Below are 21,112 nucleotides of genomic sequence, written 5' to 3'. Positions count from 1 at the left end.
TCCGGTCAAATCTCCTCGATCGCGAAAATGCGGCGGTGCTCGCGGATCGCATAACGATCGGTCATCCCCGCAATGTAGTCGGCCACCACACGGGCGAGATCATCCGCACTCTGCATTCTGGAGGTCGGCGGGAGCAGGCGCGGGTCGTTGGTGAACGCGGTAAATAGATCGCGGATCGCGCGGCGTGCCTTGGTACTCATGCGCATCACGCGATAATGCCGGTACAAATTGGCGTGCAAGAACGATTTCAGTTCGCTGTTGGCTTCCTTCATCTCCGGGCTGAATGCGACCAAAACCGGCGCCGCGCGGACATCGGACACCCCTTCCGGCCGCTCGCGCAAAATGTTCTGTTCTGTCTGCCCGATCAGGTCGGTGATCAGCGCATTGATCATGCGCCGTACGGTTTCATGTACCAGGCGGCGCTCCGCGAGTTCGGGATAGCTGGCGCGCACTTGGCGCAGATGGTCGGCAAACAGGCCCACTTCTTCGAGCTGTTCCAGCGTAATCAGCCCGGAACGCAGCCCGTCGTCCACATCATGGTTGTTGTACGCGATCTCGTCCGCCAGATTGGCAATCTGCGCCTCCAGCGAGGGGCGTCGATTCTCGAGAAAGCGCGCGCCCACGTCCCCCAGTTGCGCTGCATGCGCGCGCGAACAGTGCTTGAGGATGCCCTCGCGGGTTTCAAAACACAGGTTAAGCCCGTCAAAGGCGGCGTAACGCTCCTCCAGCACATCCACGACGCGCAGCGATTGCAGGTTGTGCTCGAATCCGCCGTGCTCTTTCATGCACGCGTTGAGTGCCTCCTGTCCGGCATGGCCGAACGGCGTGTGGCCAAGATCATGCGCCAGCGAAATCGCCTCGACCAGGTCCTCGTTCAGGCGCAGGTGGCGCGCGATTGACCGACCGATTTGCGCCACTTCGATGCTGTGGGTGAGACGGGTTCTGAACAGGTCGCCTTCGTGGTTGACGAAGACTTGCGTTTTGTATTCCAGCCGGCGAAAAGCGGCCGAATGGATGATGCGGTCGCGGTCACGCTGAAATTCACTGCGCCCCGCAGGGGCCGGCTCGCCCACCCGGCGACCGCGCTCGCTGGTGCCTACCGCATAGGATACCAGTGCCCGATCAGTCACTGCACGCCTCCAGCGTTTCCCGCAACCGCATTTCCGGCACCTCATCCGCAATCACGCCGCGCCCCAAGGATTGCAACAGGACAAAGCGCATCTTTCCGGCGACGACCTTCTTGTCGAGCCCCATGAGCTGCACGTATTTGTCCGCGCCCAATGCCGGTGAGCGGACCGGCAGTCCCGCGCGCTGCAACACGGTGCGAACCCTTTGCACGTCCGCTTCGTTCAGCCAACCCAGACGGCGTGACAAGTCCGCTGCCATGACAGTACCCGCCGCCACCGCCTCGCCGTGCAGCCATACGCCGTAGCCCATGCCATTTTCGATCGCGTGCCCGAACGTGTGCCCCAGATTGAGCAGGGCGCGCTCACCACTCTCGTGCTCGTCCGCCGCCACGACTTCCGCCTTGTTCTGACAACTGCGCGCAATGGCATATTGCAGCGATGCCTTGTCGCGCGCGCGCAATTTGTCCATGTTCTCTTCCAGCCATGCCAGAAAGGACAAGTCACGGATCAGACCGTACTTGATCACCTCGGCCAGGCCCGCGCTCAATTCCTTGTCGGGCAGGGTATCCAGCGTGTCGGTATCCGCCAGCACCACCTTCGGTTGGTGGAAAGCGCCAATCATGTTCTTGCCGAGCGGATGATTGATGCCGGTCTTGCCGCCGACCGAAGAATCCACTTGCGCCAGCAAAGTCGTGGGAATCTGGATGAAGGGGACACCGCGCAGATAGGTTGCGGCGGCAAAACCCGTCATGTCACCGATGACACCGCCGCCCAGCGCGATGAGCGGCGTGCCGCGCTCGCTGCGGGATGTCAGCAGCTCGTTGTAGATCGCATTGAGGGAATCGCCATTCTTGTATTGTTCGCCATCGGCCAGCACGATCCGGTTGCAGCGTATGCCCTGCCGTTCCAGGTTCGACTGGAGCCGGTCCAGATACAAGGGGGCCACCGTCGTGTTGCTCACGATCACGGTTCGCTTGCCCGGCAGATAGGGCAGCAACAACTCTGCGGTTCGTTGCAGCAACCCGCTGCCAATATGAATGGGGTAACTGCGTTCGGCCAAGCCGACTGTCAGCGTCTGCATTTCGTCTGCCTCCTGATTTCCGCTTGATTTCTGCAATCCGGCCAACCTGTCCAGCAGTCTTTCCAGCAGCATGTGCACACTCTGTTTGCCGGTGTGCATCACAATATCGGCGATCTCCAGGTAACACGGGTCGCGTTCTTCATACAGGGCGTGCAGCTTGGCATACGGATCGGCTGTTTGCAGCAGCGGCCGGTTGTGGTCGTGCCGGGTGCGATGCCACAGATCATGCACGCTGCTTTTCAGATACACGACCGTGCCGCATTGTTTGAGCAACGCCCGATTTGCAGCACTCAATGGCGCGCCGCCGCCGGTAGCCAATACCATATTGGTGCGCTTTGACAAATCCTCCAGGGTGGCGCTTTCGCGCTGGCGAAAACCTGCCTCGCCCTCCACGTCAAATATGTGGGGAATCGTCACACCGGTGCGGTGCTGTATTTCCTCGTCGCTGTCCACAAAGGTCTTCTGCAGTTTTTTTGCGAGCAGCCTGCCGACCGTCGTCTTGCCGCTACCGGGCATGCCAACGAGAACAATATTGCCTGATACGCGATGATTGGATGAAGGATCTGGTGCCATTGCCAAAATTGTAGCGGAATTGATTGCAATAAAACAAAGCCCGGCTCGCGCCGGGCTCGATGTCTGGATAACAGGCTAACCTAGTTTGATCCCAGGGTATCTTTGAGAATCTTCGGCGTGATGAATACCAGCAATTCTTTCTTGCTCTTGGTCCGCGTATTATTTTTGAATAGCCAGCCCAGAATCGGGATGTCGCCCAAACCCGGGACTTTCGAGGTCGAGTCCGACTCGTCCTGAGTATAAACGCCGCCAATCACTACGGTTCCACCGTTATCGACCAAGACCTGCGTGTCAACCTTCTTGGTGTTGATACTGGGCACGCCAGCAAAAATGTTCCCGACCGAGTCCTGGCTGACGCTGATTTGCATGGTCACGCTATCGTCCGGCGTAATTTGCGGCGTCACCGTCAGCCCTAAAACGGCTTTTTTGAAGGCCACATTGGTCGCACCGCTACTGCTGGCTTGCTGGTAGGGCACTTCGACCCCAGACTCGATGGTTGCCGCCGTTTTATCGCTGGTCACCACGCGTGGACTGGCGATGTTTTTGGTCGTGCCATCGATTGCGGAAGCATTCAATTCCAGTGCCAACGTTCTTGTTGCCGCCGCATTGAACAAAGTCATGGTCAACCCGCCCAGACCGGAAGCCGCGCCCGGCAAGTTCAGACTGCCGCCCGATATGCTCCCTCTGCCGAGCCCGCCACCCAATGAACCGCCCCCTTGAGCCTGGGTTGGACCGCTGTAGCTTAATCTGCCGCCCAATGTCTGGTTGAACGTTTCACCGGCTTCAACAAAGCGCGCCTCGATCAGCACCTGACGTACAGGAACATCCACCATTTTAATCATCTTGCGAACTTCTTCCAGGCTCGATGGCACATCCTTGACAAACAACATATTGGTGCGCAAATCAAAGTTTGCGCTACCCCGCTTGGACAGGATTTTCTGCTTGTCATCGGAAATCAATTTCACCATATCCGCTGCTTTGGCATATGAAAGCTGGAAGTTTTCAGTGCGCAACGGCTCCAGTTGAGTGATTTCTTCCCGGGAAGAGAATTCGATTTTTTCCTTGGCGGCGATCTCTTCGCGTGGCGCAACCTGGATCACATTCCCGTTGACCCGCTTATCCAGTCCCTTGCTCTGCAAAATAATCTCAAAGGCCTGATCCCATGGCACATCCTTCAGGCGCAACGTCATGCTACCTGACACGGAATCACTGATCACCATATTCAATCCGGTGAAATCGGCGATGACGCTCAAGGCCTCACGCGTCGAAATATTCTGGAAATTGAGGGTCAGTTTGTCGCCTTCGTAACGCGAGGCCGGCAGCACAACCTTGTTCGGATCGGCAACCACCGTCCTCACCTCGATGATGAATTTGTTGTCGGTCTGATAGGCCGAGTACTCCCACAACCCTTTCGGCTCGATTGCCAGGCGCGCATTACCGCCTTGCGCAAAGGCATCAATCGTCTGCACCGGCGTGGCAAAATCAGTCACATCAAGCTTGCGCTGCAGATTGCGCGGCAAACTGGCCCCGTGGAAATCAACCATCAGCGCTTTGCCCTGTTGATTGATATCGATGCCGATGTTGGAATCCGACAAATCAATCTGCACCCGCCCTTCGCCGTTGGAACCCCGTTTAAAATCAATATCGCGCAGGCTATGGCTCTGCGCGCTGGCCGTGCTATCGGCAAAATGTGCCGCCACAGATGTAGTGTCAGGCCCGCCCACCAAACCTTTGGGTTGCAACGTAATCAAGACATCATTCCCCTCGGTGCGCGTGTCATAACCCACCATCTGGGCGAGATTGATCACCACGCGCGTACGGCTTCCCGCCTGAACAATGTTGGCACTGCGCAAATCGCCATCACCAAAGGTTTGCAGCGAAGTCCCCAACCCGTTTTCGGTATTCGGGAAATCAAACGCGATGCGCGGCGGCGTATTAATCGTGAAGGCGGCAGGCTGCCCTTTGGGGGGCAGTTTAAGCCCGACCTTGAGGGTCAGCTTGCCATCCTGCTCGGTACTCACAGAGAGCGATTGTATGCTGTTGGTACCGGCAACTTCCCCCTCTTGTTGTGCATATGCACCGAAGGCGCATAACGCGGGCACCATCAATAACAATTGTAGAAATCTTCGCACCCTTATTTTGAGCTGTTTCATATTTTCACTCCCGTTCATTCGGCCAATTGCAGACTGCTTTCACGTTCCGTCCAGTCACCCGCACTGTCTTGCACCATTTCCTTTATCTTGAGCTCAGTCTCGCTCACCGAGATAATCTGGCCAAAATTGAGCCCCATGTAATTCCCTGTCCTAACCCGGTAAATCTTGCCTTCCGCCGAGCGAATGACTGCATACCCAACGCCCTTCCGGTAGAGATACCCCACCATTTTCAAACTCTCCAGAGGGTAATCTTCCAGTTCTTCCTTGGGACGGTTAAAGTCGGGCTGATTCTGCCCGGATCCACCTTTGCCCCGCGCTTCCGCTTTCCGTGGTTTGAAAGGGTCCGGCAACGCGGTCGAATTGTCGTAGGCAAAAGGTTCATAAGGCTTGATGTCGGGCGGCGGCTCGACCTTTCCGCGCATGTCGGCACCCGCGTTATTCACAAAGTCGCGCAGGTCCTGAAATTCCTCCCCACCGCAAGCCGAGAGTAACAACGCAGCCAGAACTAATGTTGATAGACCTTTCATTATTTCTTCCTCGCCGCCCGTGCAGCTCGTTTCTGCGCAGCCAATTCGGCCTCATCAAGATAGCGATAGGTCTTTGCAGTCGCTTCCAGGCTTAAGCCCACCCCGCCGGCGAGTGGTGATATCTTGATGTCATTGAGCGTAACGATGCGGGGTAATTGTGAAACATCACTGGCAAAATTGCCGAGATCGTCATAGTTGCCCGTCACTTTGAGCGCAATCGGCTGCTCGGTGAATACGCCGGTTGCCACTTCGACACCCGGACGAAACAACTCGAATTGCAAACCCCGACCCAGCCCAGCCTGATTGATGTCCGTCAGTAGCGCATCCATCTCAGACTTGCTGGGCAACTGCTTCAGCAAGGCGCCAAAAGATTGTTGTGTGTCGAGCAACTGTTTTTTTATGATGTCCAGATTGATTGCCTCGCGCTTCTTCTCCAGATAGCTTTCCTTCAAAGTCACTTCTTCACGCTCGACCTGTTTCAGGTTTTCGTATTGATCCTGCCAGTCCAGGAAAGCACCGCTTACCACAACCACAAGAAACATGGCCGAAAATGCGGCCAGCTTGACCAACCAAGGCCAGCCGCCCGGCTTGTTCGGGTCGATATTTTTCAGTTCTTCAAGAAAGTCCATTGACGCACCTCAACCTTTCTTGGCCTTATTGACCGATTTTTGAGAGGGCGCAGCACTCTTGCGAATCAGATCAAAGTTAAGCGAGAACTCACTCAATCTCGTCCCGCCGACATTTACCGCATGAATCTCCACCAGAACCGGCGCGTTCAGCCAAGGAGAGTCTTCAATTGAGCGCATCAAAGTTGACACCCTTGCGCTCGATTGGGCATAGCCGATCAAACTGATTTTCAGGCCGGTTTGTCGAATCGATTTGAGGTACACGCCCTCCGGAAGGATGCGCAGCATCTGATCCAGTAAATGCACCACATCGGAACGCGTCGATTGCAGATTCTCGACCACGTTCTTGCGCGCCAGCAGCGACTGCGTCTGCTCGCGCAGCTTCCTGATTTCGGCAATTTGTTTATCCAACACTGCCGTTTCCTGCTTCAGATACGAATTGCGGCGCTCCTGATAGGCTATCTGCGTACCGATGGCGATGTGCACCAGGCCCACCAGCAGCGCTCCAAGAACCAGCGATAACACGCTCAACACGATAAACTGCAACTGCCTTGCACGGCGTTTTTCCGCCCGGTGCGGCAATAAATTAATGCGTATCATGATGGGTCAAACCTCCGCATCGCCAAACCGCAGGCAATCATGAGTGCCGGTGCATCCGCCTGCAATTGGCGCGGCTTGATTCGATTGGACAAGGACATCAACTGGAACGGATTGGCTACCAGCGAGCTGACCTGGGTACGCGTAGCGACTGCTTCGTCAAGCCCGGCCAAAGCGGCGCACCCACCGGCCAACACAATATAGCCGACCTCGTTGTATTGGGTGGACGTGAAGAAGAACTGCAATGCGCGCGCAACCTCCATCGCCAGATTCTCGCGGAACGGCGCCAGCACATCACTTTCGTAATTTTCCGGCAACCCACCATTGCGCTTGCCCACTTCTGCTTCTTCAGCGGTCAGGTCGTACGCCGCCTGGATTTGCTGGGTCAGCTGGAGGCCGCCCACTTGCTGATCCCGTGAATAGACCGACTGGCCGTTGCGCAACACGTTTACATTCATGACGCTTGCACCGATGTCGACGACAGCGATGCATTGGTCCTCGGCGCCGCCCGGGAGCTGCGCGCGAATCTGCTCGAAGGCGGCTTCGGCCGCATAGGGTTCGACATCCATCACGACTGTGCGCAGCCCTGCAGCCTGGGCAGCAGCAACGCGATCCTCTACATTGACCTTGCGCGATGCTGCCAGCAGAACTTCAACCTCTTCCGGATTGTTGGGCGACGGGCCAAGCACCTGAAAATCGAGATTCACTTCATCCAGCGCAAAGGGGATGTACTGGTTGGCTTCGGTTTCAACCTGATATTCCAGGTCATCTTCCCGCATCCCCGCTGGCAACATGATTTTCTTGCTGATCACCGTGGCGGCAGGCAAGGCGAGACTGACGTTGCGAATACGCGTACCCATGCGCTTCCACGCCCGCCGCAACGCTTCAGACACTGCGTCCAGATTGTTGATATTACCGTCAGTGACGGCATTGGCAGGGAGCGCCTCAATCGCGTAACGCTCCACGATCAAGCCGCCTTTCTTTGGCGCTTGACTCAACTCCAGCAGTTTGACGGAAGACGAGCTGATATCCACCCCAATCATGGGCGGGGTGGAAGTTTGCAGAAAATCTAACGGGATGTCGAAATTTCCTTTAATCATAGGATAGTTAGCGCACTTCCGTATAAACTGGTTTAAATCCTAGCAATAACTCTCATGAGTGTAAAGTTTTTTCTGGGCGCCTGTTTTGCGGGTCAGGGAAGTTATAATCCCCGCCTAAATCAATTCCTGAAATCGTTGCCATGACTTCTCGCTGGTGGTTCTACCCTGCGCTCGGCTTGCTGCTGTTGCCTGTCCTGCCATTGCTGCTTCTGATATTTGCGGCCATTCTGACCTATCCCACCCTGCCTTCGCTGGATGCGCTGACCAATTATCACCCGAAAATGCCGTTGCGCATCTACAGCGCGGAAAAGATTCTGATTGGCGAATTTGGCGAAGAACGGCGGGAGTTGGTCAGCATCGATGCGGTGCCGGAATTGATGAAATTGGCCATCCTGGCGGCCGAAGATGATCGTTTTTACGAACATGGCGGCGTTGACTATATCGGCGTGATGCGAGCCGCCTACTCCAACTTCACCTCAGGGGGCGTCAAACAGGGGGCCAGCACAATCACGATGCAGGTCGCGCGCAATTTTTTTCTTTCCAGGGAAAAGACATTCTCGCGAAAACTTAACGAGATGCTGCTTGCCTTCAAGATCGAGCACAATTTAACCAAGGACCAGATCCTCGAACTTTATATCAATCACATTTATCTCGGGCAGCGCGCCTACGGTTTTGGCGCTGCTGCACAAGCCTATTTTTCCAAGCCTATCGCCCAGCTCTCTCTCGCCGAGATGGCCATGCTGGCCGGACTGCCCAAGGCGCCGGGCGCCTACAATCCTGTGGTCAACCCTGCGCGCGCCAAAGTCAGACAGGAGTACATCCTGCGACGCATGCTCGAGCTCCGGTACATCCAGCAGGATCAATTCGATTTGGCCTTGCATGAACCCCTCCAGACCAAACAGACTACATACCATCAGGAGTTTGCGGTCAATGCCAATTTCGTTGCCGAAATGGTACGCCAGGAGATGTATGACCGCTTTCAGGAAGAGGCCTATACACAGGGATACAGCGTTTACACCACGATTCGTGTTGCCGACCAGGCAGAGGCTTATGCCGCGTTGCGCAAGGGCGTCCTCGACTATGACCGCCGCCATGAATATCGCGGACCGGAAGGCTATGTCGATCTCCAGAAAAACGACAGTGAGGCCTTGCTGGACGCGGCATTGCGGGATGTACAGAACGATGGGGAGCTGATCCCGGCCATTGTATTGTCAGCCAACCGCAAGGGTATTTCCGCCTACCTCAAGGGCGGCGAGCATATCGAAATCACGGGCAACGGTTTGCGCTACGCCTTGATCGGCGAGAAGCAGGTACTGCACCGACGCATTCGCAAAGGTGCGCTGATTCGCGTCGGCAGAGTTGGGGCGGGTGCGTGGGAAATTACCCAACTGCCGCAGGTCGAAGCCGCTTTTGTCTCGGCCGATCCGCGCACGGGAGCCGTCTATGCGCTGGTGGGTGGCTTTGACTTCAACCGCACCCAGTATAACCACGTCACGCAAGCCTGGCGCCAACCCGGTTCCAGCTTCAAACCTTTCATCTATTCGGCTGCGCTGGAAAAAGGCTTCACGCCGGCTTCCGTTGTCAACGACGCACCCATTGTGGTCAATTTGGTCGACACCGGCGGCGAGCCTTGGGAACCCAAAAACTACGAGGGCAAATTCGAGGGTCCGATGCGCTTGCGGCAAGGGCTCATCAAGTCAAAGAATCTGGTTTCGATCCGCATCCTACAATCCATCGGTCTGGAGTATGCGCAGGACTACGTTACAAAATTCGGGTTCGATCGGGACAAGGTTGGACCCTATTTGACCATGGCACTCGGCGCGGTTTCGGTCACACCTTGGCAGATGCTGGGCGGCTATTCAGTTTTCGCCAATGGCGGATACCGTGTAACGCCTTACCTGATCCAGCGCATCGAAGATGGAAATGGCACGCTCGTAAGCGAAACGACGCCCGTCGTGGCCGGGAAGGATGCGGAAAAAGTGCTGGACACCCGCAACGTCTTCACCATGGTCAACATGATGCAGGACGTGGTCAAACACGGCACGGCGATCAGGGCAATGGAGCTTGGGCGGCATGATCTGGCCGGCAAGACCGGCACCACCAGCGAATCGATGGACGCCTGGTTCTGCGGTTTCCACCCCACCCTGGTTGCCATTACCTGGGTCGGTTACGACAACCCGCGCAGTCTGGGAGAAAAAGAAACCGGCGGCGGCGCCGCCTTGCCGATCTGGATGGACTACATGGGCAAGATGCTCAAGGATCAACCGGAGATCGAATATGTTGTCCCGCCAGGCATTGTCACCGCGCGCATTAACGATGAAGGCATGCGCGATCCCGCCGGCGAAAGAATCGAGTATTTCTACGAGGAATTTTTGCCGCCGGAAAGCAGCAGTTTCATGCCCGAACTTTTCAAACCCACCGAAAAAGATAGCGACCAGCTCTTCTGATGCGCAAATCGTCCCTGCCCCATCGCGACCTGATGCGCGAACAACTCGCCCAGCACGCTGCCCGCCTGATCGCCGAGAGCGGCATCACGGACTATGCGTTTGCCAAGCGCAAAGCGGCAAGGCAGCTCGGTGCGGCCGAAACCCAGCATTTGCCCAGCAATGATGAGGTCGAAGCGGCCCTGCACAGCTATCGCGCGCTTTTCCCGCAACCTGAACAGCGGCAAAACCTGCCCCAGCTTCGCCAGGAGGCGCTTGCCGCCATGCGGCAACTCGGACCGTTCCACCCTTATCTGACGGGATCGGTTTTGAGCGGAAGCGCCGGCCCCGACTCCGATATCAATTTGATCCTGTTCAGCGACGATACCAAAGCCGTGCTGTTATTCCTGCTCAAGCACAATCTTGAGTTCGAAGACGGAGAGTGGCGGTTAAGAATCGGGGGGCGAGAAGAAACTGTGCCGAGCTACACCTTGACCAGTGAAACCGGCACCCCGATTCACCTTGTCGTCCTGCCGGAGAACGCCCGTTACAGTGGCATCCGACACCATGAGACGCACGCGGATATCGCTGCGGTGGAAGCGCTGCTAGTGTAGTGTTGCACGCTATCTGGAGCTTATGCCAAGGTGCGGGAAACCCTTGTGGGTCGGGTTTTAACCCGACATGTCGGACTGAAGTCCGACCCACAAAGGTTCGCAATAAGTATCGTTAAGAGTGCGGCACTACACTAGGTGCCTGACTTCAGCCAGCGCGCCGCATCCAGCGCAAAGTAAGTCAGTATCCCGTCTGCACCGGCGCGCTTGAACGCCAGCAATGATTCCAGCACGCACGCTTCTTCATTCAGCCAGCCGTTCTGCGCGGCGACCTTCAGCATCGCATATTCGCCGCTCACCTGATAGACGAAGGTCGGCGCCTTAAACTCGTCCTTCACGCGCCGCACGATGTCGAGGTAAGGCATGCCAGGCTTGACCATCACCATGTCCGCGCCTTCCTGCAGATCAAGACCGACTTCCCACAGAGCTTCGTCGGAGTTGGCCGGATCCATCTGATAGGTGTATTTGTTGCCGGCGCCCAGATTGCCGCTGGAACCGACCGCATCGCGGAACGGGCCGTAGAAGCTGGAGGCGTATTTGGCAGAGTAGGCCATGATACGCGTGTAGATGTGCTTATGCTCATCCAGCGCGGCGCGCACTTCGCCGATGCGGCCATCCATCATATCGGAGGGTGCAACGATGTCGGCACCTGCTTCGGCATGACATTGCGCCTGCTTGCGCAGCACGGCGATGGTCTCGTCGTTGAGCACATAGCCGCCTGCGTCGATCAGCCCGTCCTGGCCGTGGCTGGTGTAGGGATCAAGCGCGACGTCGGTCATCACGCCCAGTTCCGGGAAATTCTTTTTCAGTTCAGCCACCACGCGCGGCACCAGCCCTTGCGGGTTGTAAGCCTCTTCCGCCCCCAGGCTTTTCTGCGCGGCATCGATCACCGGGAAGATCGCCATCACCGGCACCCCCAGCTTCACGCACTGCTCGGCATCTTTCAGGAGCACGTCCAAAGTTTTGCGCTGCACCCCAGGCATGGACTTTACATCCTCGGACTTGTTGCTGCCCTCCAGCACGAACACCGGGTAGATGAAATCTTTAGAAGTAAGTACATGCTCTCGCATCAAGGCCCGCGAAAAGGCGTCCTTGCGCATGCGGCGCATTCTGGTTTGTGGATACTGACCCAGTATTTTCATGGCGATTCCCAATAATTTACTAAAGTAATGGAACTATTCTCGCACAGCCCCGTCAGAGCATGCGAGTAGCGAAAGCTGCTTCCCGTTTCTCCTCCCTGAGCGGGCGTCTTTACCCTGTAAAGACTTTGCCCCTGAATCTTTCCCCTTTGATTCAGGGGCATTTTTTTGCCTGTCCGTCCTGAAACCATCCGCCAATTACAGCTTCCGCCTCGTCCCTGCCGGTTTTCTTCAGGCTGGAGAACAGTTGCACCGAACATTGCGGAAAACGAGGTTTCGGAGAAGACTCATCCCCACTTGCGGGCGTGATGTCGGAACTAAAATGTGCGCCCAGGAATTCCTTCACTTCGCGCAGGGTCTTGGTCGCCTGTTGACGGCTCAACTTGTCCGCTTTAGTGAGCAGGATGTGCACCGGCTTACCGGTCGGCGCGAACCAGTCCAGCATGACCTGATCGCGCTCGGTCAGAGGATGGCGCGCATCCATGATAATCACCAGACCACATAGTTCGGCACGCGTTTGCAAGTACTGGCCCAACAGAAATTCCCAGTGTGCCTGCACGTCCGGCGGCACCTTTGCATAGCCGTAGCCGGGCAAATCCACCACATAGCAGTTGTCGCCCAGATCGAAAAAATTGAGATGTTGCGTGCGCCCCGGGGTCTTGCTGGTGAACGCCAGCCGCACATGATTGGCCAGGGTGTTGATGGCGCTCGACTTGCCCGCATTGGAACGGCCGACGAAGGCCACCTCTTTGCCACCATGCAGCGGCAGATCCTTGAGGTGGTTGACCGTGGTGAAGAAGGTCGCTTTGGAAAACAGCCCCATTACTTCCAGGCCGCGAAAATTGCATCGGCTGCAGCGATGGTTGCGGCAATGTCCGCTTCCGTATGTGCAGCGGAGACAAAACCCGCCTCGAACGCCGAAGGCGCGAAATAATGGCCCGCCTCCAGCATGGCATGGAAGAAACGGTTGAATGCCTCTTTGTCGCAAGTCATCACTTCCGCATAACTGCTCGGCGGCGTCGCCCTGAAATACAAGCCGAACATGCCGCCCACGGATTGGGCGCAGAACGCGATGCCGTGTTTCTGTGCACTCGCGGTCAATCCTGTGGTGAGTTGTTGCGCCAATTGCGCCAGGCGTTCGTAGAAACCCGTTTCCTGCACCAGCTTGAGCGTGGTCAACCCCGCCGCCACCGCCACCGGATTACCGGACAAGGTGCCGGCCTGATACACCGCCCCCTCCGGCGCGAGGCAGTTCATGATGTCGCGGCGGCCCCCAAACGCCGCCGCGGGCAAGCCGCCGCCCATCACCTTGCCCAGCGTGACAAGATCGGGTTTGAGGCCGTAATACCCTTGCGCGCCCTGCAGGCTGACGCGGAAGCCGGTCATCACTTCGTCGAGGATCAGCACCGCGCCGTGCCGGGTGCACAGCGTGCGCATGGCATCGAGAAATTCGCGCTTGGGCGTGACCAGATTCATGTTGCCGGCCACCACTTCGACGATCACCGCCGCGATCTCATGGCCCATCTCGGCAAAACATTTTTCCAGGCCGGCGGCATCGTTGTAATCCAGCACCGTGGTCAGCGCCGCAATCTCGGCGGGCACGCCGGACGAACTCGGCTGGCCGAACGTCAGCGCACCGGAGCCGGCCTTCACCAGCAAACCGTCCGAGTGACCGTGATAGCACCCTTCGAATTTGACGATGCGCGAACGCCCGGTGAATCCGCGGGCGAGACGGATCGCGCTCATGGTCGCTTCGGTGCCGGAACTGACTAGGCGCACCATCTCCAGATTCGGCATGAGTTTGCATAACACGTTCGCCAGATCCAGTTCTCCTGCGGTTGGCGCGCCGAAACCGAGTCCCTGAGCGGCGGCTTCCTGTACCGCCTTGACCACATCCGGATGGCAGTGGCCCACGATCATCGGCCCCCACGAACCAACATAGTCGGTATATTTCTTGCCGTCCGCATCCCACACAAACGCGCCCTGGCCGCGCTGGAAGAACAGCGGGGTGCCGCCCACCGAGCGGAACGCGCGCACCGGCGAGTTGACCCCGCCGGGAATGACTTTTTGCGATGCGGTAAAGAGCTCTTCGTTGTGTGAGGTCATGAGGATGCCTTGCTGAATAATGTTGAAAATTTCCGTGCTGTCCGTTCAATATCCGGCGCATTCCACAGCGCCGAGATGACCGCCAGTGCGTCTGCGCCCGCCTCGATCAGCGCCGCGCCATTCTGTAAGGTGATGCCGCCGATGGCGACGATGGGCACGTTTAATCCTGTTCGCGCCGCCCGCAACATCGGCACCTCCGCCTGAAGCGCACCGGGTTTGACCGCAGACGCAAAAAAAGCGCCGAATGCCACATAGTCCGCGCCTTGTTGCGCCGCCGCAAATGCCAGCGGGGCGCGATTATAGCAAGACACGCCAACGATTCCCGCCTCCCCCAACAAGGCACGTGCGGCTGGCACACTGCCGTCGTCCCCGCCCAGATGCACGCCGTCCGCATCTGCCGCCGCCGCCAAGCCAGGGTCGTCATTCACGATGAAGGTAGCGTTGAATTCCCGCGTCAGTTGGCGCAGCGCCTGCGCCTGCCGGGTTTGCAGTCCGGCATCCGCGGTTTTGTTGCGGTATTGCAGGATTTGCGCACCGCCTTGCAAGGCCAGCCTGGCTTTGCGCAACAATACTGCCGTGTCCGGCTCGTCCGGCGTGATGGCGTACAAACCATGAACGGCACGCCGGGCTAGCAAAAAATACTCCGCATCACGCTTTCAATGACGGGTTTCTTCACTGTTCTCTTCTTCGTCACCGCGCCCCCAGAACAGGCGATCAGGGATGTGCTGGCCCATGCCGGGACGGAAGCCGTATTTCAGCGCTTCCCACGTATATTCCTGCGCTTCGCGTACCGCATCCTCCATCGACAATCCGTTGGCCAGCAAGGCGGCAATCGCCGAAGACAAGGTGCAGCCCGAACCATGATAGATGCCGGGCAGGCGCGGCCAGGTATCGCTGCGCAACAGACCGCCCTCGCCGTAGAGCGTGTTGATGACCTTGGGCGTGTTCTCGTGCGTGCCGGTGATCAGCACATACTCGCAGCCGAGTTGCAGGATGCGCTTGGCGCTTTCGGCCAGATCCGGGTCGTCCGCTTCGTTGTTTTCGTCCAGAATCAGACGGCGCGCTTCCATGCTGTTTGGCGTGAGCAGCGTGGTCTGCGGCAACAGCAGCTCGCGCAAAGCATCCAGCATATCCTCGTTCGCCAGCTCGTCGCCGCGACCGGAAGCCAGCACCGGATCAAACACCAGCGGCACATCGGGATAATCGGAAATCACTTCGGCAATGGCGGCGATGTTCTCCACACTACCCAGCAAGCCGATCTTGAACGCGGCGACCGGCATATCTTCCAGCACGGTGCGCGCCTGATCGGCCACCCAGTCCGCATCGATCGCCTGTACATCCTCCACGCCGCTGGTGTCCTGCACCGTGATCGCCGTCACCACCGACAAGGGATGGCAGCCCATGCTGGCAATGGTCAGCACATCGGCCTGTATGCCGGCGCCGCCACTGGGATCGGTTGCCGCGAAAGTTAAAACAATGGGTGGAATGTCAGACATGATGAATTGCCGCAGCAGGTGGTGAATGGGGTGTGATTCTAACCGAAACTAAATGCCCACGCGTTCGTTCAGAAAGTTGGCAATGCGCGTGAATTCTGCCACGCCGAGATTTTCCGCACGCAACTGTGCATCGATCCCGAGCCGGTCAAAATCGGCGTCAACCAAACGGGCTTTGAGTGTGTTGCGCAGCGTCTTGCGGCGTTGCCCAAAAGCCTCTGCCACGATGCGCGCAAACAGCATTTCGTTGCCGACTTCGATTTCAGCCTTGGGCAGCGGGATCATGCGCACGATGGCGGAATCCACCTTGGGTGCGGGGCGGAAGGATTGCGGCGGCACGTCCAGCAACTTCTCCATGTAGAAGCGGTATTGCAACATCACGGATAAACGTCCGTAGGCGGGTGTGGAAGGTTCGGCCACCATGCGTTCCACCACTTCGTTCTGCAACATGAAATGCATGTCGGTGATGCGCGCGGCGTATTGCGCGAAGTGGAACAAGAGCGGCGACGAAATGTTATAGGGGAGATTGCCAACAATGCGCAAAGGCGGGTCCAGCGCGGCAAAGTCGAATTGCAGCGCATCGCCTTCATGGATGACAATCTTCTCCTGCGGATAGTCGGTCTTCAGGCGCGCAATGATATCGCGGTCGATCTCGACCACATGCAGCAGGTGCAAATGCTGCAACAACGGACGCGTCAGCGCGCCGAGTCCCGGCCCGATTTCCACCATGTTGTCGTTCGCCTCGGGGCGGATGGCACGCACGATGTCGGCGATGATGGCTTGGTCAACCAGGAAATTCTGGCCAAAACGCTTTTTGGCTTCGTGATTCATTTGCACATCTCCAGAAAGCGTTTCAGAGAAGGCTCATGCGCGTAGCGCGTGATGCCGGAACTAAACTGCTTTTTGGCTTTATGCATGGAAAAACAGTCCGCCACAGAGACGCGGAGGAAAAGCGGGGAAAGAGGGTGGAAACGTTTTTCATTTCGAAGGATTCTGAATCTGCTTTTCTCAGTGTCTCTGTGTCTCTGTGGTGAAAGCCTTTTCAGCCCCGACCATTTCCACCGCGACCTTGATCGCCTCCAGCAGGCTGCCGATTTCGGCCTTGCCCGTCCCCGCCAGATCGAGCGCCGTACCATGATCGACAGAGGTACGGATGATGGGCAAACCGAGCGTGATGTTGACCCCTGTTCCGAAACTGGCGTGCTTCAGCACCGGCAGACCCTGGTCGTGGTACATCGTCAGCACGGCATCGCACCCGCGCAGACGATGTGCGGCAAACAACGTATCGGCAGGCAACGGCCGGCTGACATCGAATCCCTCGTTGCGCAGCTTGTCCAGCACCGGGATCATCACCTCGATCTCTTCCCGTCCAAGATGCCCGCCCTCGCCCGCATGCGGATTCAACCCCGCCACCAGGATATGCGGATTGCCAAGCGCAAAGCGACGCTGCAGGTCATGCCGCAGGATGCGCAGGGTGCTTTCCAGCAAGGGCGCAGTAATCGCGTCCGCCACCTCGCGCAAAGGCAGGTGCGTGGTCGCCAGCGCGACGCGCAACCCGCCCCCGGCCAGCATCATCACCACTTGCGGCGTCTGCGTCAGTTCGGCCAGGAATTCGGTATGTCCGGTGAACGGAACGCCGGCATCGTTGATGATGCCCTTGTGCACGGGGGCGGTGACCATGCCGGAGAATTCGCCGGAAACACAGCCCGCCACGGCGCGGCGCAGGGTGTCCAGGACATAGGGCGCATTGGCCGCTTCCAACTTGCCCGCTGCCGCGGCTTGCGCCAGCGGAACGTGCAACACGCTCAACTTTCCCATGAAATGCGGCGCGTTCGCCGTGTAATCATGGAACTGGAGGCTGATGCCGAGTTGCGCGGCGCGCTGCTGCAACAGTGACTTGTCGGCAATGATCACCAACGGCAAGGCCAGACGCACCAGTTGCAGGCAAAGCTCCGGGCCGATGCCTGCCGGTTCGCCTGCGGTGATGGCCAGCGGTCGCTGCATTAACTTTGCGGTTCGCGGTAGTCGATGAAGGCGCGGTCGCGCAACTGGCGCAGCCAATCCTGCCAGGCTTCATCCGCCCGATAGGTGCGGATAGCCTCGCGCGCCTGTTGTTTCTTTTGCTGCTCGCTGACGTCCGCATTGCGCCGCTCCAGCACCTGGATCAGATGCCAGCCGAAACCGGATTTCACCAGGCCGCTGATCTGTTTTTCTTTCAGGGCGTTCATGGCATTCTCGAATGCCGGCACCGTCTCCCCCGGTGAAATCCAGCCCAGTTCGCCGCCCTGCGCCGCACTGCCGTCTTCCGAATACAGGCGCGCCTGATCAGCAAAAGCCGCACCGGCGGCAATCCGTTGCTGGATCTCCTGCAAGCGATCACGCGCCTCGTTCTCGGACACCAGCTCGCTGGTCTTGATCAGGATATGGCGGGCATGGGTCTGGGTGATGAACACCGGCGCATCGGCGTTGCGCCGGTCGAGCAGCTTGAGAATGTGAAACCCGCTCGGGCTCCGCAGAATTCCGCTCAATTGTCCGGGTTGCAGAGTCGCCAGGACATCCGAAAAGAACTTCGGTAATTCATTGCTCGGTCGCCAGCCGATCAGGCCACCCTGCAAAGCATCCCCGGCATCGGAATAGCCCGCCGCGATCTGTGCAAACGGCGCGCCCGCGTTTAATTTTTGCAGCGCCTCTTGCGCGCGCTGTTGCAGGCCGCGCAAATTTTCCGCAGTCGCCTGTTCCGGCACGACGACCAGGATGTGCGCCAGTTGCAGTTGCTCGCCTCGCTTGCCTTGTTTGGCCTGGTTTTCAAGATAGGCCTCAATGTCACTGTCGCTGATGAACAGCTTGCTGTCCACTTCGCGTTCGCGCAGGCGCACCGACAGGATTTCGCCACGAATTTCCTCGCGGAAGCGGGGGAAATCAATGCCGTCTTTCTCAAGCCTGGCGCGGAACGTCGCCAGCGAGTCGAACTTATTTTGCTGCGCGATACGCAGCAAGGCGCTTTCCAGCTGCGCGTCATCCACTCGTACCCCGGTCTCCGTTGCAAACTGTGCCTGCAGCTTTTCCTGAATCATGCGTTCAAGCAGCTGTTTTTCGAGAATACCGCGCTCGGGCAACGGCGTACCTCGGCTTTGCAATTGGCGGATCACCGTTTGCATGCGTTCGGCCAGTTCCAGCCGGGTAATGACATCCGCGTTGACGACGACGCGCACGGCATCAATCAACGTGGCGGCCGTTTCCGCCTGCACAGGGACCATCCAGGTCAGGCACATCAACAGTATTAAAATTCGCTTGTTCATTGCTTCCTTCAATCCGTGAGATTCAACGCAACCCTTCAACCGGTGCGGGGCGGGGTTCGCTGCCCAGCGTGGAGTATCCCGGCACACTTTTTCGCAGGGCATCGAGCGGATCGGAACCGATCCGCACAAAATCGTTCAGTTCGAGCTGCACAAAAACACCGGTGGTACGCTCGATCGTTGCGGTGGCAAAGCTCTGCGCCACCAGGCGCACCGCCCAGCACGCGGCATTATACTCAAGCCCGGCCAGCTCCTCCAAAATACGGTTGTCGCGCAGAGAAAAGTTGAACCGCCCCACACCGTACCATCTTCCCCCCAGCGGCCATTGAGTGGAGACATCCATCTGGCGCAACGCATCGCGGGTGTAGCGATAGCCCAGATTAAGCACTTTGCCGGCCTCGGGATGATAGTGGGCGGCAAAATTGTAATTCTGGGTATAGCCCAGATTCGGGTTGTAGCGCATCTGGCCATCCATCTGCCACGCCTTGTTCACTTGACCGGACAAGGTCGCCAAAATATCGGAACGGAAGTTGCTGTCCCCGGGCGTCACCAGATTCACCCGTGGCGGCGTGAAAAAGAAGCGTTCTGCGACCGCAATACGCAATCTTTCCGCGCCATCCCCGTTGGCAATGATGCGGGAAGTGAGCGCCAAGGTTCCCATGTTGGCATCACCCACCCGGTCGTTGCCCAAAAATCGGTTCTCGGTGAACATCTGGCTGAAGGTAAATGGGGCTTCGGCCGAATCAAAATTGGGGAGCTGCGTCTGATTGCGATACGGAATGCGCACATAGTAAGCGCGCGGTTCAAGCGTCTGCGTAAAGTCCCCCCCGGACAGCGCATCGTTCCGTTCTAGAATCAACCCGCTGTCCAGGCTGAAGATGGGAACTGTGCGCGAATGATCCGACTGTGCGGACACATTATTTTTCCCGAGCGCGTAGTCGGTGTAATGCACCTCCAGTTTCGGGGTCAGAAAATAACCGGGTTCGCTCAACAGCGCATAGGCAAGCGACGGGCGCAGCACCAGGCGCTGTGCGTTAACCAGGGTGGGATGTCGATAATCCACATATTCTCCGGCCAGCGCCACATTCGCTGCGGCAAAGGTTTGCCGGGCGTTTAGGTTCAGTTGCGGTAACCGCCGGTAGGGAACCGCCACAATGGCTTCCGGGTCCTGCAACGTTTGATACCGCTGTACCCGCGCCGAAGCATTCCACCAGCCGCCCGTGTAATCCAGAACGCCTTCGCGCAACAGATTGGCCTGCGAACTGTCTTTCACATCGCTGGCTAAATCACGGTAGTACGCATCGTCCGAAACGCCATTAAAGTTGACTGCCGCCGAAAATCCGCGCCCCAGATCCTGTTTGTGGCGCAACGCAAAGCGCACCCGGTCCCGTTTGGCCAACCGGTCCGGCGTCAGAATATCGACGTTAATCTCGCCACTGAATTTTCGCTGCAGATAGCGGAACTCATTGTTGAGCTGAACCCCGCGCTTGCTGATGATGCGCGGCGCAAAAGTCGCATCAAGATTGGGGGCGATCGCCCAGAAATAGGGCACCGTGATTTCGGCACCGCCGGAGGTGGTACTGCCAAAAATCGGGCCGAGGAAACCCGACCGCTTGTCATTGTTCAACGCAAAGTCCATCCACGGCGTATAGAGCAAGGGAACGCCCTTGAATTCCACCCAGGCATGGTGGGCGACGCCCACCTCGGTCGTGCGATCAAGCTCGAGTCGGCTGACGTTGAGCAGCCAGTCGTCGTTACCCGCCGGACAGGTGGTGTACGCCGCCGAATGGAAGGTGTAACGATTTTCTCCCGCCATCTCCATCTGCTCGGCATGACCCCGGGCGGCGTGGTCACCCAGCACAAATTGCGGCTGTTCCATTACGCCCGTGTCCTGTTCCAGATCCATCTGCAGGGAGGGTCCACTCACTTCCGTGCTCGCCTGTTCCAGTCGCACGTGTCCCCGGGCAAATACCTGCTGCCGTTTTTGCGCGTAGGTGATTTGATCCGCATTGACCACACGTCCATCCTGGCGCAGCTCGACGTCCCCGCTGGCCTCGATCAGATCGCCCTGCCGCGCTTCTATCCGCTGTGCGCTGACAAAAGCCGCCCCCGGCTCGACCGGGGGCGGCAACCGCTTGAACGTACGATCCAGCCGCAGCTGCAAACTCTCGGCAGCGGCCTGCACGGGCACCATCAACAGCAGGGAACAGGCGATTGCTCGCGAACGGGAAAGCATGGGCAGGCCAAATAAATTAAGGTG

The 21,112-nt window shown here is 58.0% G+C and carries 18 protein-coding genes and 1 pseudogene; 2 read left to right on the top strand and 17 right to left on the bottom strand.

Going from position 1 to position 21,112, the window contains the following annotated elements; translation table 11 throughout:
* Positions 1 to 5: 5 nt before the first annotated feature.
* From ACKTSJ_RS06895 to ACKTSJ_RS06860, 8 genes and pseudogenes are all read right to left on the bottom strand, one after another.
* Positions 6 to 1,130 (bottom strand): deoxyguanosinetriphosphate triphosphohydrolase, encoded by a 1,125-nt coding sequence (locus tag ACKTSJ_RS06895; RefSeq protein ID WP_407898695.1) that lies wholly within the window; start codon positions 1,128 to 1,130, stop codon positions 6 to 8.
* Entirely contained in the window at positions 1,123 to 2,208 is a 1,086-nt protein-coding gene (gene aroB, locus ACKTSJ_RS06890) for a 3-dehydroquinate synthase (protein ID WP_407898721.1), read from the bottom strand. The genes ACKTSJ_RS06895 and aroB overlap by 8 nt, the downstream gene beginning before the upstream one ends.
* A gap of 54 nt (positions 2,209 to 2,262) precedes the next feature.
* A pseudogene (locus tag ACKTSJ_RS06885) lies at positions 2,263 to 2,724 on the bottom strand (shikimate kinase); the annotation flags it as partial.
* Between the two features lie 137 nt (positions 2,725 to 2,861).
* Positions 2,862 to 4,934 (bottom strand): type IV pilus secretin PilQ, encoded by a 2,073-nt coding sequence (pilQ, locus tag ACKTSJ_RS06880; protein WP_407898693.1) that lies wholly within the window; start codon positions 4,932 to 4,934, stop codon positions 2,862 to 2,864.
* A gap of 14 nt (positions 4,935 to 4,948) precedes the next feature.
* Entirely contained in the window at positions 4,949 to 5,461 is a 513-nt protein-coding gene (locus ACKTSJ_RS06875) for a pilus assembly protein PilP (RefSeq protein ID WP_407898691.1), read from the bottom strand.
* Entirely contained in the window at positions 5,461 to 6,090 is a 630-nt protein-coding gene (locus ACKTSJ_RS06870; RefSeq protein ID WP_407898689.1) for a type 4a pilus biogenesis protein PilO, read from the bottom strand. Before ACKTSJ_RS06870 ends, ACKTSJ_RS06875 begins: the two co-directional genes overlap by 1 nt.
* Positions 6,091 to 6,099: 9 nt before the next feature.
* Positions 6,100 to 6,687 (bottom strand): PilN domain-containing protein, encoded by a 588-nt coding sequence (locus ACKTSJ_RS06865; protein ID WP_407898687.1) that lies wholly within the window; start codon positions 6,685 to 6,687, stop codon positions 6,100 to 6,102.
* A complete protein-coding gene (locus ACKTSJ_RS06860; RefSeq protein ID WP_407898685.1) occupies positions 6,684 to 7,784 on the bottom strand; it encodes a pilus assembly protein PilM in 1,101 nt (366 codons plus the stop codon). Before ACKTSJ_RS06860 ends, ACKTSJ_RS06865 begins: the two co-directional genes overlap by 4 nt.
* Before the next feature lie 140 nt (positions 7,785 to 7,924).
* Here ACKTSJ_RS06860 and ACKTSJ_RS06855 point away from each other — a divergent pair, with 140 nt between their 5' ends.
* Entirely contained in the window at positions 7,925 to 10,231 is a 2,307-nt protein-coding gene (locus tag ACKTSJ_RS06855; protein ID WP_407898683.1) for a penicillin-binding protein 1A, read from the top strand.
* Positions 10,232 to 10,263: 32 nt separating this feature from the next.
* Positions 10,264 to 10,821 carry a hypothetical protein gene (locus tag ACKTSJ_RS06850; RefSeq protein ID WP_407898681.1) on the top strand — a complete coding sequence of 186 codons (558 nt, stop codon included), beginning with the start codon at positions 10,264 to 10,266 and terminating at the stop codon, positions 10,819 to 10,821.
* 131 nt (positions 10,822 to 10,952) lie between these two features.
* Here the strand turns inward: ACKTSJ_RS06850 and hemB are convergent, their stop codons facing one another.
* The 9 genes from hemB to ACKTSJ_RS06805 all read right to left on the bottom strand — a co-directional run bounded on the left by hemB (position 10,953) and on the right by ACKTSJ_RS06805 (position 21,088).
* Positions 10,953 to 11,960 carry a porphobilinogen synthase gene (hemB, locus tag ACKTSJ_RS06845; protein WP_407898679.1) on the bottom strand — a complete coding sequence of 336 codons (1,008 nt, stop codon included), beginning with the start codon at positions 11,958 to 11,960 and terminating at the stop codon, positions 10,953 to 10,955.
* Positions 11,961 to 12,111: 151 nt separating this feature from the next.
* The gene (yihA, locus tag ACKTSJ_RS06840; RefSeq protein ID WP_407898677.1) at positions 12,112 to 12,780 is read right to left on the bottom strand and encodes a ribosome biogenesis GTP-binding protein YihA/YsxC; all 669 of its coding nucleotides are present in this window, start codon (positions 12,778 to 12,780) and stop codon (positions 12,112 to 12,114) included.
* Positions 12,780 to 14,063: a glutamate-1-semialdehyde 2,1-aminomutase gene (gene hemL, locus ACKTSJ_RS06835; protein WP_407898675.1), complete on the bottom strand. Its 1,284-nt coding sequence runs from the start codon at positions 14,061 to 14,063 to the stop codon at positions 12,780 to 12,782. The genes yihA and hemL overlap by 1 nt, the downstream gene beginning before the upstream one ends.
* A complete protein-coding gene (thiE, locus tag ACKTSJ_RS06830) occupies positions 14,060 to 14,698 on the bottom strand; it encodes a thiamine phosphate synthase (protein ID WP_407898673.1) in 639 nt (212 codons plus the stop codon). The genes hemL and thiE overlap by 4 nt, the downstream gene beginning before the upstream one ends.
* A gap of 21 nt (positions 14,699 to 14,719) precedes the next feature.
* Positions 14,720 to 15,559: a bifunctional hydroxymethylpyrimidine kinase/phosphomethylpyrimidine kinase gene (gene thiD / locus ACKTSJ_RS06825; protein WP_407898671.1), complete on the bottom strand. Its 840-nt coding sequence runs from the start codon at positions 15,557 to 15,559 to the stop codon at positions 14,720 to 14,722.
* A 48-nt stretch (positions 15,560 to 15,607) separates the two neighbouring features.
* Positions 15,608 to 16,387: a 16S rRNA (adenine(1518)-N(6)/adenine(1519)-N(6))-dimethyltransferase RsmA gene (gene rsmA / locus ACKTSJ_RS06820; RefSeq protein WP_407898669.1), complete on the bottom strand. Its 780-nt coding sequence runs from the start codon at positions 16,385 to 16,387 to the stop codon at positions 15,608 to 15,610.
* Positions 16,388 to 16,564: 177 nt separating this feature from the next.
* Positions 16,565 to 17,560, bottom strand: a complete 996-nt coding sequence (gene pdxA, locus ACKTSJ_RS06815) for a 4-hydroxythreonine-4-phosphate dehydrogenase PdxA (RefSeq protein WP_407898667.1) — start codon at positions 17,558 to 17,560, stop codon at positions 16,565 to 16,567.
* The gene (locus ACKTSJ_RS06810) at positions 17,560 to 18,855 is read right to left on the bottom strand and encodes a peptidylprolyl isomerase (RefSeq protein ID WP_407898665.1); all 1,296 of its coding nucleotides are present in this window, start codon (positions 18,853 to 18,855) and stop codon (positions 17,560 to 17,562) included. The genes pdxA and ACKTSJ_RS06810 overlap by 1 nt, the downstream gene beginning before the upstream one ends.
* A gap of 22 nt (positions 18,856 to 18,877) precedes the next feature.
* Positions 18,878 to 21,088, bottom strand: a complete 2,211-nt coding sequence (locus ACKTSJ_RS06805) for an LPS-assembly protein LptD (protein WP_407898663.1) — start codon at positions 21,086 to 21,088, stop codon at positions 18,878 to 18,880.
* Positions 21,089 to 21,112: the final 24 nt, after the last annotated feature.

The sequence above is a fragment of the Ferrigenium sp. UT5 genome (assembly GCF_045866295.1).
Classification (GTDB): Bacteria; Pseudomonadota; Gammaproteobacteria; order Burkholderiales; family Gallionellaceae; genus Sideroxyarcus.
The sequence above is the reverse complement of the archived record's forward strand: the minus strand, read 5'-3'. Positions and strand labels throughout refer to the sequence as shown.

Bases quoted from the DNA above. Each gene is read 5' to 3' on its own strand.
- ACKTSJ_RS06805 (WP_407898663.1), bottom strand. From the start codon at position 21,088: ATGCTTTCCCGTTCGCGAGCAATCGCCTGTTCCCTGCTGTTGATGGTG.
- pilQ (WP_407898693.1), bottom strand. From the start codon at position 4,934: ATGAAACAGCTCAAAATAAGGGTGCGAAGATTTCTACAATTGTTATTG.
- hemL (WP_407898675.1), bottom strand. From the start codon at position 14,063: ATGACCTCACACAACGAAGAGCTCTTTACCGCATCGCAAAAAGTCATT.
- yihA (WP_407898677.1), bottom strand. From the start codon at position 12,780: ATGGGGCTGTTTTCCAAAGCGACCTTCTTCACCACGGTCAACCACCTC.
- aroB (WP_407898721.1), bottom strand. From the start codon at position 2,208: ATGCAGACGCTGACAGTCGGCTTGGCCGAACGCAGTTACCCCATTCAT.
- ACKTSJ_RS06870 (WP_407898689.1), bottom strand. From the start codon at position 6,090: ATGGACTTTCTTGAAGAACTGAAAAATATCGACCCGAACAAGCCGGGC.
- hemB (WP_407898679.1), bottom strand. From the start codon at position 11,960: ATGAAAATACTGGGTCAGTATCCACAAACCAGAATGCGCCGCATGCGC.
- ACKTSJ_RS06865 (WP_407898687.1), bottom strand. From the start codon at position 6,687: ATGATACGCATTAATTTATTGCCGCACCGGGCGGAAAAACGCCGTGCA.
- pdxA (WP_407898667.1), bottom strand. From the start codon at position 17,560: ATGCAGCGACCGCTGGCCATCACCGCAGGCGAACCGGCAGGCATCGGC.
- rsmA (WP_407898669.1), bottom strand. From the start codon at position 16,387: ATGAATCACGAAGCCAAAAAGCGTTTTGGCCAGAATTTCCTGGTTGAC.
- ACKTSJ_RS06875 (WP_407898691.1), bottom strand. From the start codon at position 5,461: ATGAAAGGTCTATCAACATTAGTTCTGGCTGCGTTGTTACTCTCGGCT.
- ACKTSJ_RS06810 (WP_407898665.1), bottom strand. From the start codon at position 18,855: ATGAACAAGCGAATTTTAATACTGTTGATGTGCCTGACCTGGATGGTC.
- ACKTSJ_RS06860 (WP_407898685.1), bottom strand. From the start codon at position 7,784: ATGATTAAAGGAAATTTCGACATCCCGTTAGATTTTCTGCAAACTTCC.
- ACKTSJ_RS06855 (WP_407898683.1), top strand. From the start codon at position 7,925: ATGACTTCTCGCTGGTGGTTCTACCCTGCGCTCGGCTTGCTGCTGTTG.
- thiD (WP_407898671.1), bottom strand. From the start codon at position 15,559: ATGTCTGACATTCCACCCATTGTTTTAACTTTCGCGGCAACCGATCCC.
- ACKTSJ_RS06850 (WP_407898681.1), top strand. From the start codon at position 10,264: ATGCGCGAACAACTCGCCCAGCACGCTGCCCGCCTGATCGCCGAGAGC.